Annotated in this window: 15 protein-coding genes; 13 read left to right on the top strand and 2 right to left on the bottom strand. The window is 69.6% G+C overall.

Annotation, left to right across the window (positions count from 1 at the left end; genetic code table 11):
* Window positions 1-50 precede the first annotated feature (50 nt).
* Window positions 51-1,052, bottom strand: coding sequence for a CobW family GTP-binding protein (locus tag CCR79_RS09770; protein WP_201171618.1), 1,002 nt, complete (start codon window positions 1,050-1,052; stop codon window positions 51-53).
* Between the two features lie 76 nt (window positions 1,053-1,128).
* On the opposite strand from CCR79_RS09770, the gene aroC reads away from it, so the two are divergent.
* The 5 genes from aroC (at window position 1,129) to leuB (ending at window position 6,675) form a co-directional block, all read left to right on the top strand.
* On the top strand, window positions 1,129-2,232 hold the full coding sequence (gene aroC, locus CCR79_RS09765) for a chorismate synthase (protein ID WP_201171616.1): 1,104 nt from the start codon (window positions 1,129-1,131) through the stop codon (window positions 2,230-2,232).
* Window positions 2,233-2,236: 4 nt separating this feature from the next.
* On the top strand, window positions 2,237-3,406 hold the full coding sequence (locus tag CCR79_RS09760; protein WP_201171606.1) for an MFS transporter: 1,170 nt from the start codon (window positions 2,237-2,239) through the stop codon (window positions 3,404-3,406).
* A gap of 81 nt (window positions 3,407-3,487) precedes the next feature.
* Complete coding sequence (gene leuC / locus CCR79_RS09755; protein WP_201171604.1) at window positions 3,488-4,888, top strand: 3-isopropylmalate dehydratase large subunit; 1,401 nt, start codon at window positions 3,488-3,490, stop codon at window positions 4,886-4,888.
* Between the two features lie 45 nt (window positions 4,889-4,933).
* Window positions 4,934-5,581 carry a 3-isopropylmalate dehydratase small subunit gene (gene leuD, locus CCR79_RS09750; protein ID WP_201171602.1) on the top strand — a complete coding sequence of 216 codons (648 nt, stop codon included), beginning with the start codon at window positions 4,934-4,936 and terminating at the stop codon, window positions 5,579-5,581.
* A gap of 23 nt (window positions 5,582-5,604) precedes the next feature.
* A complete protein-coding gene (leuB, locus tag CCR79_RS09745; protein WP_201171599.1) occupies window positions 5,605-6,675 on the top strand; it encodes a 3-isopropylmalate dehydrogenase in 1,071 nt (356 codons plus the stop codon).
* A 99-nt stretch (window positions 6,676-6,774) separates the two neighbouring features.
* On the opposite strand, the gene CCR79_RS09740 is transcribed toward leuB, so the two are convergent.
* On the bottom strand, window positions 6,775-7,395 hold the full coding sequence (locus CCR79_RS09740; protein WP_201171596.1) for an outer membrane beta-barrel protein: 621 nt from the start codon (window positions 7,393-7,395) through the stop codon (window positions 6,775-6,777).
* 179 nt (window positions 7,396-7,574) lie between these two features.
* Between CCR79_RS09740 and CCR79_RS09735 the strand changes: the two genes are divergently transcribed.
* From CCR79_RS09735 to CCR79_RS09700, 8 genes are read left to right on the top strand one after another with little or no spacing between them, the layout of a single operon-like run.
* Window positions 7,575-8,597, top strand: coding sequence for an aspartate-semialdehyde dehydrogenase (locus CCR79_RS09735; protein WP_201171593.1), 1,023 nt, complete (start codon window positions 7,575-7,577; stop codon window positions 8,595-8,597).
* A gap of 22 nt (window positions 8,598-8,619) precedes the next feature.
* A complete protein-coding gene (locus CCR79_RS09730) occupies window positions 8,620-11,082 on the top strand; it encodes a FimV/HubP family polar landmark protein (protein ID WP_201171585.1) in 2,463 nt (820 codons plus the stop codon).
* A gap of 11 nt (window positions 11,083-11,093) precedes the next feature.
* On the top strand, window positions 11,094-11,894 hold the full coding sequence (truA, locus tag CCR79_RS09725; RefSeq protein WP_201171584.1) for a tRNA pseudouridine(38-40) synthase TruA: 801 nt from the start codon (window positions 11,094-11,096) through the stop codon (window positions 11,892-11,894).
* Window positions 11,895-11,954: 60 nt separating this feature from the next.
* Window positions 11,955-12,578 carry a phosphoribosylanthranilate isomerase gene (locus CCR79_RS09720; protein ID WP_201171582.1) on the top strand — a complete coding sequence of 208 codons (624 nt, stop codon included), beginning with the start codon at window positions 11,955-11,957 and terminating at the stop codon, window positions 12,576-12,578.
* Window positions 12,562-13,782: a tryptophan synthase subunit beta gene (gene trpB, locus CCR79_RS09715; RefSeq protein ID WP_201171580.1), complete on the top strand. Its 1,221-nt coding sequence runs from the start codon at window positions 12,562-12,564 to the stop codon at window positions 13,780-13,782. The genes CCR79_RS09720 and trpB overlap by 17 nt, the downstream gene beginning before the upstream one ends.
* Window positions 13,779-14,600 carry a tryptophan synthase subunit alpha gene (trpA, locus tag CCR79_RS09710; protein WP_201171578.1) on the top strand — a complete coding sequence of 274 codons (822 nt, stop codon included), beginning with the start codon at window positions 13,779-13,781 and terminating at the stop codon, window positions 14,598-14,600. The genes trpB and trpA overlap by 4 nt, the downstream gene beginning before the upstream one ends.
* Window positions 14,597-15,610 (top strand): acetyl-CoA carboxylase, carboxyltransferase subunit beta, encoded by a 1,014-nt coding sequence (gene accD / locus CCR79_RS09705; protein ID WP_238634476.1) that lies wholly within the window; start codon window positions 14,597-14,599, stop codon window positions 15,608-15,610. The genes trpA and accD overlap by 4 nt, the downstream gene beginning before the upstream one ends.
* The gene (locus tag CCR79_RS09700; protein ID WP_201171565.1) at window positions 15,607-16,911 is read left to right on the top strand and encodes a bifunctional folylpolyglutamate synthase/dihydrofolate synthase; all 1,305 of its coding nucleotides are present in this window, start codon (window positions 15,607-15,609) and stop codon (window positions 16,909-16,911) included. The genes accD and CCR79_RS09700 overlap by 4 nt, the downstream gene beginning before the upstream one ends.
* The last annotated feature ends 2 nt before the right edge of the window (window positions 16,912-16,913 follow it).

Raw genomic sequence — 16,913 nt, 5'->3', positions numbered from 1 at the left:
TAGGGGTTGCGTGCAGCGTCCGCCAGAGCGATGCGGCGGTGCCCCGGCGGTCACTCGCCGGCGTCCCGGCGGGCTGCCAGCAGGGCCTGCTCGGTGGCGGCCCAGCTGATCCCGTCGGCCGGGCCAATGATCTCCAGCCGGCTTTCGCCGCGCCAGGCGGTGGCTTCCATCCGGACCCCATCGGCGTCGACATCCACGCGCAGCCAGTCGCGGCCGGTGCGCACGACGCCCTTGACGCGCTGGGAGCCGCGAAGGGTCTCAAGGGCCCGGAGCAGGGCCTGGCGGTCGAAGGCGTCGTCGGGGTGGAAGATCCACCCGCAGGCCGCAGCGGCGCCGCCAGCCTGCTCGGCGCGCACCGGGCGGCCCGGTTCGGGGGTGGCGGCACGGTCGGCGTGGTGGTCGTGGTGCCCGGCGTGGTGAGGCGCTGCCGCGCTGCCTGCGGGGCCGGCACGGCCAGCTGACTCGTCCAGCCAAGCCGGATCGATGCAGCCGTGGGCGGCCTCCTCGATGCGCTGCTTGGGTGGATACAGCGATCGGGCCCAGGCCTGGAAGGTTGCGCGCTCGCCGGCGCTGCACAGGTCGGTCTTGTGGGCAACCAGCACATCGGCCAGCTGCGCCTGATCCAGGAATGCGTCGTGCCCGGCGACCCGCGGATCATCGAGTTGGCGCGGGTCGATCAGGGTCAGCGTGGCGCGCAGCGAGATAGCGCCCTGCTGCTCGAATTCGCGGAGCAGGTCGAGGATGCGCGCCGGATGGCCGAGTCCGGTCGGCTCGATCAGCAGCCGGGACGGACGGCTGCGGCGCAGCAGGCGGGCCAGGGCGATCCGGAAGGGCGCCCCGAGTGTGCAGCACAGGCAGCCGCCGGGCAGTTCTTCGATGGCCGCGTCGTCCTCGAATCGTGTGGCGTCGACACCGACATCGCCGAATTCGTTGACGAGCACGGCCCAGCGCTCGCCGGCAGGGCGGGCCTCGGCGAGCAGGTGCCGGATGGCCGTTGTCTTGCCGACGCCCAGGAAGCCAGTGATCAGATTGGCGGGGGCGGGACTCTGCATGATGCGAAGCATACGCGCAGCGACCCGCACCCGACCAGGCCCGCCCACAGGTCTGCAGTGCTACAATCGGAGACCTATGTCTGGGAATACCTTCGGCACCCTGTTCACGGTTACGACCTTCGGCGAGAGCCACGGCCCGGCGCTTGGCGGCGTCGTGGATGGCTGCCCGCCGGGGCTCGCCCTTACCGAGACGGATCTGCAGGTCGAACTCGACCGGCGCCGGCCCGGGCGCTCCAAGCACACCACGCAGCGCCGCGAGAGCGATCAGGTGCGGATCCTCTCCGGGGTCTTCGAGGGGGTGACCACCGGGACGTCCATCGGGCTGCTCATCGAAAACACCGATCAGCGCTCCAAGGATTACTCGGAGATCGCCGAGCGCTTCCGGCCCGGGCACGCCGACTACACCTATCAGCAAAAGTACGGCATCCGTGACTATCGTGGCGGCGGGCGCTCCTCGGCCCGGGAGACGGCCGTCCGGGTGGCGGCCGGGGCCATCGCCCGCCGCTATCTCGCCCAGCGTCTCGGTATCGAAATCCGTGGACGGCTGGCGCAGATGGGCGAGATCGAACTTGGGGCCGAAGACTGGTCCGCCGTCGACAGCAACGATTTCTTCTGCGCTGATCCGGCGCGCATTCCGGAGCTCGAGGCGCTGATCCACGAGGTTCGCAAGGCCGGCGACTCGGTGGGTGCGGCGGTGGAGGTCGAGGTCCGCCATATGCCGCCGGGGCTCGGCGAGCCGGTCTTCGACCGGCTCGATGCCGATCTGGCCAAGGCGCTGATGTCCATTAACGCCGTCAAGGGGGTGGAGGTCGGCGCGGGTATGGCCGCCGCCGGGCAGCGGGGTAGCGCCCATCGCGATGAACTGACTCCGGACGGGTTCGCCGGCAACCAGTCCGGCGGAGTGCTCGGTGGTATCTCCAGCGGGCAGGATCTGGTGGTGCGGGCTGCGCTCAAGCCCACCTCGAGCATGCTTATTCCGGGACGCTCGGTGGACGTCCACGGCCAGCCGGTCTCGGTGGTGACCAAAGGACGCCACGATCCCTGCGTCGGGATCCGTGCCGTGCCCATTGCCGAGGCCATGGCGGCGCTGGTAGTGATGGATCACTGGCTGCGGCATCGGGCACAGAACGCCGACGTCGAGTCCGGGACCCCGGTGCTGCCCGCCCGCGACCGGGAGTGACCCGTTGAGCGTCGGGGCTCCGGGCGGGGCGCAGACGCCGCTGCCTTACTGGCGGCTCTCCGGCTTCTACCTGTTCTTCTTCGCCGCCCTCGGGGCGCTGATGCCCTACTGGGGGCCGTATCTGCGCGCCGAGGGGTTCTCTTCGGCGGAGATCGGTCAGCTGCTGGCCATCCTGCACGCCACCAAGATCATCGCGCCCAACGTCTGGGGGGCTCTGGCCGATCGGCTCGACCGGCGCATGGCTGTGGTGCGTGCCGCCTCGGTGGTGGCTTTCCTGGCCTTCTCCGCCATCCTCATCGCCGAGACCTACGGGGCGGTGGCCCTGGTGATGGCCCTGTTCGGCTTCTTCTGGAACGCCGCGCTGCCCCAGTACGAGGCCAATACCTTCAACCACCTGCGTGGGCAGGAGCACCGATACGGGCGTATCCGGCTTTGGGGCTCGGTGGGGTTCATCCTGTCGGTGATGGGCATCGGGGAGATGCTCGACCGGGCCGGGTTCGACGCGCTGCCCTACGTGGTGCTGCTGATCTTCGGCGGGCTGGCCATCTCCAGCCTGATCGCGCCGGAGGCGGGGCGCGCCATGCGCCGTGCCGATGGTGACGGTTTCTGGGAGACCCTGCGCCGGCCGGCGGTGATCGGGTTCTTTCTGGCCTGTTTCCTCAACCAGATGGGCCACGGACCGTTCTACGGCTTTTTCAGCATCTACCTGGAGGACCACGGCTACAGCGGCGGGCTGATCGGGGCCCTATGGGCCTGGGGCGTGGTGGCCGAGATCGTCATCTTCCTGGTCATGCATCGGCTACTACCCCGTTTCGGGGCCCGCACTTTGCTGACACTGGCGCTGACGCTGGGCGGGCTGCGGTGGCTGATGGTCGCCGCCTGGGTGGACTCGGCCTGGCTGGTGGCCCTGAGTCAGACCTTCCACGCCGCCAGCTTCGGGATCTACCACGCGGTGGCCATTGACGTGGTCAACCGTTTTTTCACCGGCGCCGCGCAGGGGCGCGGGCAGGCGCTCTACTCCAGCCTGACCTTCGGCGCCGGCGTCGCTCTGGGGTCGCTGCTCTCGGGCATGGCCTGGGATCTCTTCGGTGGGCAGACCTTCCTGGCCGCCAGCGCGGTGGCTTTCCTGGCGGCGATCCTGGCGGCTTGGAGCCTGCGCGGGCAGCGGGCCTGAGGGGAGGCATTTCCCCCGAAGGGGGTCGGTCCGATATAATTGTACGGTGAATGTTTTGAAGTCAATTGATAGAACAGGCCAATGACCGGGAAGACCCTCTACGACAAGCTCTGGGATAGCCATGTGGTTACCGAGTACGACGACGGCTCGGCGCTGCTCTACATCGATCGTCAGCTCCTGCACGAGGTGACCTCGCCGCAGGCGTTTGAGGGTCTCCGCCTGGCCGGGCGCCAGCCCTGGAGCGTGGCGTCCAATCTTGCCGTGACCGATCACAATGTTCCCACCACCGATCGCAGCCAGCCGGTGGAGGATCCGGTCTCGCGTGTTCAGATCGAGACGCTGGACCGCAATTGTGCTGACTTCCGGGTCACCGAGTTCGGCATCCACGACCCGCGTCAGGGGATCGTCCATGTCGTCGGTCCCGAGCAGGGCACCACCCTGCCCGGGATGACGCTGGTCTGCGGTGACTCCCACACCTCCACCCATGGGGCGCTCGGTGCCCTGGCCTTCGGCGTGGGGACCAGCGAGGTGGAGCACGTCCTGGCCACGCAGACCCTGGTCCAGAAAAAGGCCCGGACCATGCTCATCCGCATCGACGGGCAGCTGGGGCGCGGGGTCACGGCCAAGGACATCATCCTGGCGATCATTGGCCGTATCGGCACTGCCGGCGGCACCGGCTACGCCCTGGAGTACGGCGGTGAAGCCATCCGCAACCTCTCCATGGAGGGGCGGATGACCATCTGCAACATGTCCATCGAGGCCGGGGCACGCACCGGCATGGTGGCCGTGGACGACACCACCATCGATTACGTCCGTGGCCGGCCCAACGCCCCGGAGGGCGAGCGGTGGGAGCAGGCCGTGGCCAGCTGGCGCAATCTGGTCTCGGATCCGGACGCCGAGTTCGACCGGGTGGTGGAGATGCACGCCGACGAGATCGAGCCCCAGGTGACCTGGGGAACCTCGCCGGAGATGGTCGCCTCGGTGAACCGGCACGTGCCCGACCCGGCCGAGGAGTCCGATGCGGTCCGTGCCCGGGCAATGACCCGGGCACTGGAGTACATGGGCCTGGAGCCGGGAATCGCCCTGACTGACATCCCCATGGACAAGATCTTCATCGGTTCCTGCACCAACGCCCGTATCGAGGATCTGCGCGAAGCCGCCGAGGTGGTCCGTGGCCGCCGGGTGGCGGAGAACATTCGCCAGGCCCTGGTGGTGCCGGGCTCCGGCGTGGTCAAGCAGCAGGCCGAGGCCGAGGGGCTGGACCGGGTCTTCCTCGAGGCCGGTTTCGAATGGCGGGAGCCGGGGTGCTCCATGTGCCTGGGCATGAATCCTGATCGTCTGGAGCCCGGCGAGCGCTGTGCCTCCACCTCGAACCGCAATTTCGAGGGCCGGCAGGGACAGGGGGGACGCACCCATCTGGCCAGCCCGGCGATGGTCGCCGCCGCAGCCATTCACGGCCACTTCGTGGATATCCGAGAGTAGTCGCCGACACGTCTCCGGCCCTTCATCCAACGACTGGAAACGCCCATGGAACCTTTCACTCGACACACCGGTCTGGTGGCGCCGTTGGATCGCTCCAACGTGGACACGGACGCCATCATCCCCAAGCAGTTCCTCAAGTCGGTCAAGCGCACCGGGTTCGGTCCGTACCTCTTTGACGAGTGGCGGTACCTCGACCGCGGCGAGCCGGGGATGGACTGTGCGAACCGGCCGCGCAACCCCGATTTCGTCCTCAACCAGGAGCGTTATCAGGGGGCCAGCGTGCTGCTCACCCGGGACAACTTCGGCTGCGGCTCATCCCGGGAACACGCCCCTTGGGCGCTCAAGGACTACGGCTTCCGGGCGATTGTGGCGCCAAGCTTCGCCGATATCTTCTACAGCAACTGCTTCAAGAACGGCCTGCTGCCTGTGGTGCTGGAGGAGGGGGCGGTGGACCGGCTCTTCCAGGCGGTTTACGCCACCGAGGGGTACCAGCTGACCATCGATCTTTTCGAGCAGCAGGTCCTGACCCCGGATGGCGAGCGCTTCGGCTTCGAGGTGGATCCGTTCCGCAAGCGCATGCTGCTCGAGGGGCTCGATGAGATCGGCGTCACCCTGGAGGAGCAGAGCGAGGCGATCCAAGCCTACGAGCAGCGGCGCAAGCAGGAAGCCCCCTGGCTCTTCCCCGAACCCTGAACCCTGGAACCTGAATAGAACCTATGTCCCACAAGATCCTGCTGCTTCCCGGCGACGGTATCGGCCCCGAGATCACCGCGGAGGCCCGGCGCGTGCTGGAGGCCCTGAACGAGCGCCACGGGCTTGGCTGCGAGATGGAGACGGCGCCCATCGGCGGCGCCGGCTACGACGCGGCGGGGCAGCCCCTGCCCGAGGAGACCCTGCGCCTGGCGCGGGCGGCCGACGCGGTGCTGCTCGGCGCGGTCGGCGGCCCGCAGTACGACGCGCTGCCCCGCGAGGTGCGCCCGGAGCGTGGTCTGCTGGCGATCCGCTCGGAGCTGGGGCTGTTCGGCAATCTGCGCCCGGCCATCCTCTACCCGCAGCTGGCCGGGGCCTCGGCGCTGCGCGAGGAGGTCGTGGCGGGGCTGGACATCCTCATCGTCCGCGAGCTCACCGGCGGCATCTACTTCGGCCAGCCCCGGGGGATCCGCACGCTGGAGAACGGCGAGCGCCAGGGGTACAACACCGAGGTCTACAGCGAGTCGGAGATCGAGCGGATCATGCGCCTGGCCTTCGAGGCGGCGCAGCAGCGCCAGGGGCGGGTCTGCTCGGTGGACAAGGCGAACGTGTTGGAGAGCTCGGAGCTCTGGCGGGAGGTCGCCGAGCGGGTGGCCGCCGACTATCCGGCGGTGGAGCTCTCCCATATGTATGTAGACAACGCCGCCATGCAGCTGGTGCGCGCGCCGAAGCAGTTCGACGTGGTGGTCACCGGCAACCTCTTCGGCGACATCCTCTCGGACTGCGCCGCCCAGTTGACCGGCTCCATCGGCATGCTGCCCTCGGCCTCGCTGGATGAGTACGGCAAGGGGCTCTACGAGCCGGTGCACGGCTCGGCGCCGGACATCGCCGGGCAGGACAAGGCCAATCCGCTGGCCACGATCCTCTCGGTGGCGATGATGCTGCGCTATAGCCTGGGTGCCGGCGAGGCTGCCGACCGGGTCGAGGCCGCCGTGGGGGCGGTGCTCGAGGAAGGGCTGCGCACCCCGGACCTGCAGGGCGGCACGCGGCCGGTGGGCACGCGCGAAATGGGCGAGGCGGTGGCGCAGCGGCTGTAGCTCCAGCTACAGCCCGCAGCGACCATCCGCGACAGAGGGGCCGCACCCGACAAGGTGCGGCCCCTTTGCGTGGGTGCCTCCGCGCGTCCCGGGGAGGCGTTAGAAGTTGAAGCGGGCCCCGAGCGCCAGGCCCAGGTCGTTCTCGTCGCCGGCGTCGTTGATCTGCAGATCGCCCACGGCGTCCCACTGCGGGGTCAGCGCGTAGGTGAACTTGGCCGCCAGATTGAAGATGCCGTCGTCGAGATCTTCCCCGGTGTCCACATCCAGGTAGCGGATCTCCCAGGCGTACTGCAGGCCGTCGAGGAACATGCAGCCGTGGCGGATGCCGGCGGTGAGTTCGAAACCGGTCTCGCTCTCACTGCTTGAGCCATCATCAAAGTCGGTATCGCGGTAGACCAGGGCGGCGACCCCGTAGAGGTCGATGCCCGGCGTGACGGCCAGGCGGTAGCCCGGGCCCAGCGAGAGCGTGGTGATGTCGATGTCGTCGGTGAGGTAGCTGGCCTCGCCGCGCAGGAAGATGTCGTCGGTCAGGTTCAGCGAGCCGATCAGCCGCGGGCCGACAAGGTCCTGATCCGCGTCGTCCAGCTCAGTAAAGACAACGCCGCCCTCGGCGTAGTCGTAGCTGAAGTCCTGGGCCGGCAGCTGCGCAAACGCCTGCCCGCCGATCAAACCACCGGCGACCAGGCCACTGGCGGCCGTATAGAGAATGCCTCTGTGCATGGGTGCCGCTCCTTGGTTTCACGGGTTGGGGGGAACTGCTGACAATCTAGCAGGTACCTGCCGGCGTGCCAGTCCGCGGATTGCTGGGGCGGCCCGAGGCGGCGGGTCGCGCTGGCCCCGCGCTGCCGCGAGGCGTTAGACTCCGGACAGGAAAACGTCCAGACAGGGGCTAAGGATCCATGAGCAAGCAGTACGACGTCGCCGTCGTTGGTGCCACCGGCGCCGTGGGAGAGGTGATGCTCTCCATCCTGGCCGAGCGCGGCTTCCCCGCGCGCAGGATCTACCCGCTGGCCAGCGCGCGCTCGGCGGGGAACACGGTGACCTTTGCCGGGCAGGAGCTGGTGATCCAGGATCTGGCCGAGTTCGATTTCTCGCAGGTGCAGATCGCGCTCTTCTCCGCCGGGGGCTCCATCTCCGCCGAGCATGCGCCGCGGGCGGCGGAGGCCGGTGCGGTGGTCATCGACAACACCTCCCACTTCCGCTATGACGACGATATCCCGCTGATCATCCCCGAGGTGAACCCTCACGCGGTGGCTGGCTACAAGAAGCGGGGGATCATCGCCAACCCCAACTGTTCCACCATCCAGATGCTGGTGGCGCTCAAGCCGATCCATGACGCCGTGGGCATCGAGCGGATCAACGTGGCCACCTACCAGGCGGTCTCCGGCAGTGGCAAGCCGGCCATCGACGAACTCCACACCCAGAGTCGGGCGATCCTCGACGGCGCCGAGCCGCAGTGTGCCGAGTATCCCAAGCCGATCGCCTTCAACTGCCTGCCGCACATCGACGACTTCCAGGACAACGGCTACACCAAGGAGGAGATGAAGATGGTCTGGGAGACCATCAAGATCTTCGAGGACTCCTCCGTGCGGGTGAACCCGACCACGGTGCGGGTGCCGGTGGTCTACGGCCACTCCGAGGCTGTGCACATCGAGACCCGCGAGCGCATCACCGCCGAGCGTGCCCGGCAGGTGCTCTCCGGCGCTCCGGGCATCGAGGTCTTGGACGAGCGCGCCGGTGGCGGCTATCCGACGGCACTGACCGAGGCCGCGGGGCGCGATCCAGTCTACGTCGGACGCATCCGCGAGGACATCAGCCACGAGCGGGGTCTCGATCTGTGGGTGGTGGCCGATAACGTCCGCAAGGGAGCAGCGCTGAACAGCGTGCAGATCGCGGAGCTGCTGATTGGCGAATACATCTGACGGCGGACGGAGGGGCGAGCCCGTGCGCAAGGCGATTCACGGCCTCGCCGGCCTGGCAGGTCTGTCACTGGTCTCGGTGGCAGCCGCGGTGGAGGTCAGCCTCGGTACCATCGAGGGCCGCTCCGAGGCCGGCGAGCCGGTTTCGGCGCGCATCCCTGTGCGGGATCTCGGTTCCGACGAGCTGGCGCGGCTCGATGTCGGTCTGGCCCCGGGGCGGATCTTCGATCGCGCCGGGATCGAGCGTGCGCCCGAGCTGTCGCTGCTCGACTTTGAGCTGATCGAGTCGGGCGAGGATGCCCCGTACATCGCCGTCACCAGCCAGCAGCCCATCGATGAGCCCCTGCTTGATTTCCTGGTCCAGGTCAGCTGGCCCGAGGGCGACCTGGTCCGCGAGTACACCCTGCTCCTCGAGCGGCCGACCACCGCCGACGACGATGCCCCGGCACAGGGGCAGCCACTGGCCCGCGAGGGCGAGCCGTTTGAGGAGGTGACCCGCGACGGTGAGCGCGAGCGCCGATCCACCGCCTATGGGCCGGTGGAGGAGGGGGATACCCTGTGGCGGATCGCGTCGGAGCACCGCCCCGATGACTCGGTGACGGTCGCGCAGACCATGCTGGCCATCCAGCGGCTTAACCCCCGCGCCTTCTCTGACGACAACGTCAACGACCTGCTCAGTGGGTGGTGGCTGAAGCTGCCCAGCCGCGAGCAGATCGAGCAGCTTTCTGCCGGCGAGGCCCAGGCGATCTACGAGGAGCACCTGGCCAGCTGGGTGCCGCCAGCCGAGCGACGCGCGGCGGTGGAGGAGCTCGACGAGTCGGTGCCTATCCCTGACCTGGCGGACCCCGACGCGCCCGTTGGGGAGGAAGAGGCGCCGACAGCCGAGGAGGCCCGTCTGCGCATCCTGGCCCTGGGCGATGAGGAAGGCACCGAAGAGGTGCTCTCGCTGCTTGATACCGAGCTGGAGGCCTCTGAGGCCAACGTACGCCGGTTGCAGGGGGCGCTGGCGGCCCTGCGGGAGGAGCGGGCGAGCCTGCGTTCGGAACGTGACAGCCTCCGGGCGCAGGTTGAGGATCTGAGCGAGCGGGTGGCGGCGCTCGAGCGGCTGGTGGACCTGGACATGGAAGGGGTGCTGCCGCCGCCGGATGCCGAGCCGACGCCGATCGTCCCGCTGCCCGAGGTGGACGAGCCCCTCGACCCCCTGGACGAGCCGGAGCCAGCGCCCGTCGAGGTTGAGCCGGAGGCGCCGGAGCGCGAGGAAGAGACGGAAGATGAGGTCGGCTGGGCGCAGTGGCTCTCCGGCGACGGCGACGTCACCGCTGCCGACCTCTGGCGTGACGAGGAGGCACGGCGGCAGATGCTGATCGCCACCGGAGGAACCCTGCTGGCGCTCGCTGTGGTCGCCGGCCTGTTGCTGCGCCGGCGGCGCCGTTCGGCGGAGCCTGATAGCCGGGAGGGGCTGCGCCTCGATCGCGGCGACCTCGATTTCGATTTCGACAGCGGAGCACGCCGCGACGCCCTCGAACTCGCCGACGAGTACCTGGCAGACGACGACCTGCGCCGGGCCCGGGACGTGCTCGAGCGCGGCATTCACCGCGAACCGGCACGCACCGATCTGCGCCTGCGGTTGCTCGAGGTGCACTCCCGTCTCGGCGATCGGGAGGCGTTCCTCAGCCAGGCCCAGGACCTCTACGACCGGACCCGCAGCGACGCCGACCCGACCTGGCAGGCAGCGGTGGCACTGGGTGTGGCCTTCGTGCCGGATAGTCCGCTGTTCGCCGATGCCGCGGCAGCAAGCCAGGCGCACGCCGACGAGGCGGAGGGCGAAGCGCAGGCGCCTGGGGGGGCGGCAGCCGATGGCGGTACGCCGGAGAGTCCGGCGCCCGAGGTCGAGGAGGGTCTGGATACCAAGCCGGATCTGGAAGACCTGGATCTGGGTCTGGACGCTGACGAGGGCGAAGGAGTCGGCAAGCAGGCGCCGGGCGAAGGCGAGGGCGAGGATGACTTCGATCGCCGTCTTGATGCGGCTTTTGACGAGCAGCCGCAGCCGGCGGAGCCCGAGGCCGCCGGGGGGCCGGCAGCTGCCGAGCCCGCCGAGGAGCCTGAGCCGGCCATGGCCCGCGAGCCGGAATCGAGTGCCGGCGCGCAGGACGTCGCCGATGAGCTCTTCGGCGGTGCGGATGCCAGCGGCGATGAACTCGACGAAATGGACCTCGACAGCCTGTTCAGCGAGGAGGAAGACGAGGGCGCCGAGGAGGGGCTCGGCCTGCAGGCGGACGAGGGTGCCGAGCCGGAGGCTGAGCCGGAGCCGTCCCTGGGGGTCGGTGAGGGGGATGAGGCCGACACCAAGCTCGACCTGGCCCGGGCCTACATCGACCTGGGGGATGAGCCGGGGGCCCGCAGCCTGCTCGAGGAGGTCCTGGAGGAGGGGACCGAGTCGCAGCGCGAGAGCGCCCGGCAGGTCCTGGCTGAGCTCGGCGGCGAGTAGGCGGGGCGGCCTTGGCGGGAGCGTGTACCGAGCAACGCATCGCGCTGGTGCTGGAGTATGACGGCACCAATTTCAGCGGCTGGCAGCGCCAGGACCACGCCCCCTCGGTGCAGCAGGCCCTCGAGCGGGCGGTGTCGCGGATCGCGGATCACCCCGTGACCGTGGTCTGCGCCGGGCGAACCGATGCCGGGGTGCACGCCGCCGCGCAGGTGGTTCATTTCGATACGACGGCGTCGCGCCCGCTGCACGCCTGGGTGCTAGGGACCAACGCGCAACTGCCCGAGACGGTCAGCGTGCGCTCGGCCCACGCCGTCGACGCCGATTTCCACGCCCGCTACCGCGCCCAGCGCCGTGGCTACCGCTACGTCTTCCTGAGCCGCCGCGCCCGCCCGGCGCTGTTGCGCCACCGGGTGGCGTGGACCCACCGCGAGCTCGATGCGGGGCGTATGCACCGGGCCGCCCAGGCCCTGGTCGGTGAGCAAGACTTCTCGGCCTTCCGTGCCGTCGCCTGCCAGGCACCCCACGCCGTTCGCGAGGTGTACCGGATCGATGTGCACCGCCACGGTGAGCTTCTGTTCATCGACATCGAGGCCAACGCCTTCGTGCACCACATGGTGCGCAACATCGCCGGGACGCTGATGGCCGTCGGAACCGGCGAGCAGGCTGAGCACTGGCCCGCCGATCTGCTGGCCGCGGGCGACCGGACCCGCAGCGGGATCACGGCGCCGGCGTCCGGGCTCTACCTGACCCGGGTGGTCTACCCGCCGCATTACGGACTCCCCGCCGAAGGGCACTGGCCGTTTTTGGCGTAAAGCCGGCCCACGCGGTAACATTTGCGCTTTCCTTGGAGCCGCCGAAGGGGGACGCCGAGCGTGCGCACGCGCGTCAAGATCTGCGGAATCACCCGCCCTGAAGATGCCGCGACCGCCGTGGAGTTGGGGGCCGATGCCATCGGCCTGGTCTTCTGCGATGCCAGCCCGCGTGCGGTGGATATGAAAGAGGCCCGCGCCATTGTGGCCGCGGTCCCGGCCTTTGTCTCCGTGGTCGGCCTGTTTGTCGATCCCAAGCCGGGGCAGGTGGAAGTGGCGCTCGAGGGGCTGCACCTTGATACCCTGCAGTTCCACGGCGATGAGGCGCCTGAGCTCTGCCGCTTCTACGAGCGCCGTTACGTCAAGGCGGTGCCCATGGGCGGCGGGGTGGATCCTCAGGATTATGTGGCGGCCTATCCCGATGCCAGCGGGTTCCTGTTCGACAGCCACCGCCTGGGCGAACGGGGTGGCCGGGGCGAGTCCTTTGATCACGACACGATCCCGGGCGGCGTGCGGGGGCTTACGGTGGCCGGCGGCCTGAACGCCGAGAATGTGGCGGGGGTGGTGCGCAATGTGCGCCCCTTCGCCGTGGATGTCAGCAGCGGCGTCGAGTCGGAGCCGGGGATCAAGGACCGGGAGCGCATAGCCCGGTTTCTCGCGGAGGTGGAACGTGGCGACGAGACCTGAGCAGTACGGCGGCGATCCCGCCGGGGAGCACGACGGGCACTTTGGCCGTTTCGGGGGACGGTTCGTCTCCGAGACCCTGGTGGGGCCGCTTGAGGAGCTGGCCGAGGCGTACGCGGAAGCGCGTCGCGATCCGGCCTTTCAGGATGAACTCGACCGCGAGCTGCGCGATTTCGTCGGCCGACCGACTCCGCTGTATTTGGCCGAGCGGCTGACCGCCAGCGCCGGCGGGGCGCGCATCTATTTCAAGCGTGAGGACCTGGCCCATACCGGCGCGCACAAGGTCAACAACACCGTCGGCCAGGCGGTGCTGGCCGCACGCATGGGCAAGACCCGGATCATTGCCGAGACCGGGGCCGGCCAGCACGGCGTGGCCACGGCGACGGTGGCGGCGCGAATGGGCCTGGAGTGCGTCGTCTACATGGGAGCCGACGATGTGCAGCGCCAGGCCGCCAACGTCTATCGGATGCGCCTGCTTGGTGCGGAGGTCCGCGCCGTGGATGCCGGTACGCGCACCCTCAAGGACGCCATGAACGAGGCGATGCGCGACTGGGTGGCGAACGTCGACAACACCTTCTACATCATCGGCACCGTCGCCGGCCCCCACCCCTATCCGACCCTGGTGCGTGATCTCCAGCGGGTCATCGGCGTCGAGACCCGGGCGCAGATGCTGGAGCGCGAGGGCCGTCTGCCCGATGCCGTGGTGGCGTGCGTCGGCGGCGGCTCCAATGCCCTGGGCATCTTCCACCCGTTCCTCGACGACGCCGCTGTCCGGCTGGTGGGTGTCGAGGCCGGTGGCGAAGGCGTGGCCAGCGGTCGGCATGCCGCTCCGCTCAATGCCGGACGGCCCGGGGTGCTGCACGGCGCGCGCAGCTACCTGATGGAGTCCGACGAGGGGCAGATCATCGGCACCCACTCCATCTCGGCCGGCCTCGACTACCCCGGCGTCGGCCCCGAGCACGCCTGGCTGAAGGATACCGGGCGCGCCGAGTACGTCGCGGTCACCGATGCCGAGGCGCTCGCGGCGTTCCACCGGCTCAGCCGAACCGAGGGCATCCTGCCGGCGCTGGAGACCGCCCATGCGGTCGCCTACGCCGAAAGCCTGGCCGCGGAACTCGGGCCGGACGCCACCCTGGTGGTCAATCTCTCCGGACGGGGTGACAAGGACATCGCCACTGTCGCGGCGCAGGAGGGCATCGAACTGTGAGCCGCATCGCTGAACGTTTCCGCACTTGCCGCTCCGCCGGGCGAACGGCCCTGATCCCGTACATCACCGGTGGTGATCCGTCGCCCGACGACACCGTGCGCCTGATGCACGCCCTGGTGGCCGGCGGCGCCGACATCATCGAGGTTGGCGTCCCGTTTTCCGATCCGATGGCCGACGGCCCTGTGATCCAGGCCGCCTGCGCCCGGGCACTGGCGGCGGGGACGACGCCGGCGCGGCTGTTCGAGGTCGTGCGCCGTTTCCGCGAGGACGATCCGGATACGCCGGTGGTCTTCATGGGTTACGCCAATATCCTCGAGGCTGCCGGCTACGGCGCCTTTGCGCGCGATGCCGCCGCCGCCGGTGTCGATGGGCTGCTGACGGTTGATCTGCCCCCGGAGGAGGCCGAAGAGCTGGCCGACGAGGCGCAGGCCCACGGCCTCGATCTCATCTACCTAGTGGCGCCCAACACCAGCGCCGCCCGCCTCGAGCGGGTCTGCTCGGTGGCCGGCGGGTTCGTCTACGCGGTCGCCCTCAAGGGGGTCACCGGTGCGGCGGACCTGGATGCCGGGTTGGTGGAGCAGCAGGTCACCGGTATCCGCCGCGTCACTGATCTGCCGGTGGCCGTCGGGTTCGGGGTGCGCGACCCGCAGAGCGCTGCGGCGCTGGCGCCTTGCGCCGACGGTGTGATCGTCGGCAGCGCGCTGGTGCGCATGATCGGCGAACACGGCGCGGCGGCGGATCTGCCCGAGCGCCTGCGCGATGCCGTCCGCGCCCTGCGCCGGGCGATGGACGAGACGACGACGGGGGGTGATTCGTGAGCTGGTTTCAGAAACTCATGCCGCGGCGCATCCGGACTGAGGCCGGACCGCGCAGCCGCAGCGTCCCCGAGGGGCTGTGGACCAAGTGCGAGTCGTGTCAGGGCATCCTTTACCGCCCGGATCTGGAGCGCAACCTCGAGGTCTGCCCGAAGTGCGATGCACACATGCGGATCTCGGCGCGGCAGCGCCTGCGGCTGTTCCTGGACGAGTCCTGCGAGGCCGTGGAGATCGGCGCCGAACTGCAGCCCTCGGACTTCCTGCGTTTTCGCGACAGCAAGCGCTACCGGGATCGGCTGACCCAGGCCCAAAAGGCTACCGGCGAGAACGACGCCCTGGTGGCTATGCGCGGTGCGGTCCATCAGCGGCCCGTCGTCGTCTGCGCGTTCGAGTTCGGGTTCATGGGCGGGTCCATGGGCACCATCGTTGGCGAGCGCTTCTGCCGTGCCGCCGAGGAGGCCCGGGCCCACGACATCCCGCTGGTCTGTTTCTCGGCCTCGGGCGGGGCGCGCATGCAGGAGGCGCTGTTCTCGCTGATGCAGATGGCCAAGACCTCGGCGGCCATTTCGCGGCTCAACGAGGCCCGGGTGCCGTATATCTCCGTGCTCACCGATCCGACCATGGGCGGTGTCTCGGCCAGCCTGGCCACGCTGGGCGATGTCATCATCGCCGAGCCCGGGGCGTTGATCGGCTTCGCCGGTCCCCGGGTGATCGAGCAGACCGTGCGCGAGACCCTGCCCGAGGGGTTTCAGCGGGCCGAGTTCCTGCTCGAGCACGGCGCCATCGACATGATCGTCGACCGGCGCGAGATGCGCGACGAGATCGCCTCGCTGATGGGCAAGCTCGGCGGCGATGTCTCGGTGGCGCCCGCTCCGGCGGTGGAGTCCGAGCCGACGGCTGCCGAGGCGCAGGGCACCGAGGCCGGCGAGCCGAGCGAGGGAGACGGCTCCGGCGAGGCGGGTGACGGTCCGGCCGACGCCGGTGAGGACGGGGGCGGCTCACGCAACGCATGAACGACGCCCGCACGGCGCAGCCGGCAGTCCCGGCGGATCTCGATGGCTGGCTGGCACGCCTGGAAGCGGCCCACCCGACGGCCATCGACCTGGGCCTTGAGCGGGTGGCCGCGGTGGGTCGGCGCCTTGGTGTCCTCGATCCCGCCGCGCGGGTGATCACCGTCGGCGGGACCAACGGCAAGGGGAGCGTGGCGCGGACCCTCGAGGGTGTGCTGAACGGTCTTGGCGTGGCCACGGCACTCTACACCTCGCCGCATTTCCAGCGCTTCAACGAGCGCATGCGCATCGATGGCGCGGAGGTCAGCGATGCCGCGTTGATCGAGGCGCTGGGTCGGGTCGAGCAGGCCCGGAGCGAGGCGGGCGTAAGCCTGACCTACTTCGAGCACACCACCCTCGCAGCCTTCGACCTCTTCGGGCGCAGTGGCGCGGTGGTCTGGATCCTCGAAGTGGGCCTGGGCGGCCGGCTGGACGCAGTGAACACGGTGGATGCTGATATCGCCGTGGTGACCCGCATCGCCCGCGATCATGCCGAGTTCCTGGGTGACGACCTCGAGGTGATCGCCGCGGAGAAGGCCGGCATCTTTCGCTCCGGCCGGCCGGCGGTGATCGGTCAGCCGGATGCGCCGGCGGCGCTGCGTCGGATCGCCCTGGAGGTCGGTGCCGGACTGGTGGAGGCCGGGGACGCCTTCACCTGGGGGGAGGGGGACGACGGGCTCTGGTGGTGGCGCTGCGCCGGACACCACTGGTGCGGCCTGCCGGCGCCCGGGGTCTCCGGCCGGGCGGCGCGCGGTAACGTGGCCACCGCCCTGGCCGCTCTGGTTCAGCTGCCGGAGGGCACCGGTGCGGATCCGGAAGCCGTTGCCCGCATCCTCGGCCGGATCCGCGTCCCCGGACGGCTGGAGCGGATCGGGACCGGGTCACTGGAGTGGCTGTTGGATGTCGCGCATAATGCCGATGGGGCGGAAGAACTCGCCCGGGTGCTCGACGACGGGGCGGCGTCCGGGTGGACGCGGGCTGTATTCGCCGTGGCGTCGCGCAAGGACGCCGGCGCGCTGATTGGCGCGCTGAGCGGCCGGATCGATGCCTGGTACCTGCCGCAGCTCGACGAGCCGGATATGCGTCACGCCGATGAATTGGCCCGTGAGCTTGCCGCAGCCGGGGAACCGGTGGTCCACTGCGGCGACGACGTGGCGGCCACCCTGGCCGTACTGGAAGAACAGGCCCGCCCCGGTGACCGGGTGGTGGTGTTCGGTTCCTTCCGTACTGTGGCCGCCGTACAAGCGCAGAAAGGCTGGGGGTAGGC

The sequence above is a fragment of the Halorhodospira halophila genome (genome assembly GCF_016653405.1).
In the GTDB taxonomy this organism is placed as follows: Bacteria; Pseudomonadota; Gammaproteobacteria; order Nitrococcales; family Halorhodospiraceae; genus Halorhodospira; species Halorhodospira halophila_A.
The sequence above is the reverse complement of the archived record's forward strand: the minus strand, read 5'-3'. Positions and strand labels throughout refer to the sequence as shown.

Excerpts from the sequence above, each read along its gene's own strand:
- leuB (WP_201171599.1), top strand. The coding sequence starts at position 5,605 with ATGTCCCACAAGATCCTGCTGCTTCCCGGCGACGGTATCGGCCCCGAG.
- leuD (WP_201171602.1), top strand. The coding sequence starts at position 4,934 with ATGGAACCTTTCACTCGACACACCGGTCTGGTGGCGCCGTTGGATCGC.
- aroC (WP_201171616.1), top strand. The coding sequence starts at position 1,129 with ATGTCTGGGAATACCTTCGGCACCCTGTTCACGGTTACGACCTTCGGC.
- CCR79_RS09700 (WP_201171565.1), top strand. The coding sequence starts at position 15,607 with ATGAACGACGCCCGCACGGCGCAGCCGGCAGTCCCGGCGGATCTCGAT.
- CCR79_RS09770 (WP_201171618.1), bottom strand. The coding sequence starts at position 1,052 with ATGCAGAGTCCCGCCCCCGCCAATCTGATCACTGGCTTCCTGGGCGTC.
- CCR79_RS09735 (WP_201171593.1), top strand. The coding sequence starts at position 7,575 with ATGAGCAAGCAGTACGACGTCGCCGTCGTTGGTGCCACCGGCGCCGTG.
- leuC (WP_201171604.1), top strand. The coding sequence starts at position 3,488 with ATGACCGGGAAGACCCTCTACGACAAGCTCTGGGATAGCCATGTGGTT.
- CCR79_RS09740 (WP_201171596.1), bottom strand. The coding sequence starts at position 7,395 with ATGCACAGAGGCATTCTCTATACGGCCGCCAGTGGCCTGGTCGCCGGT.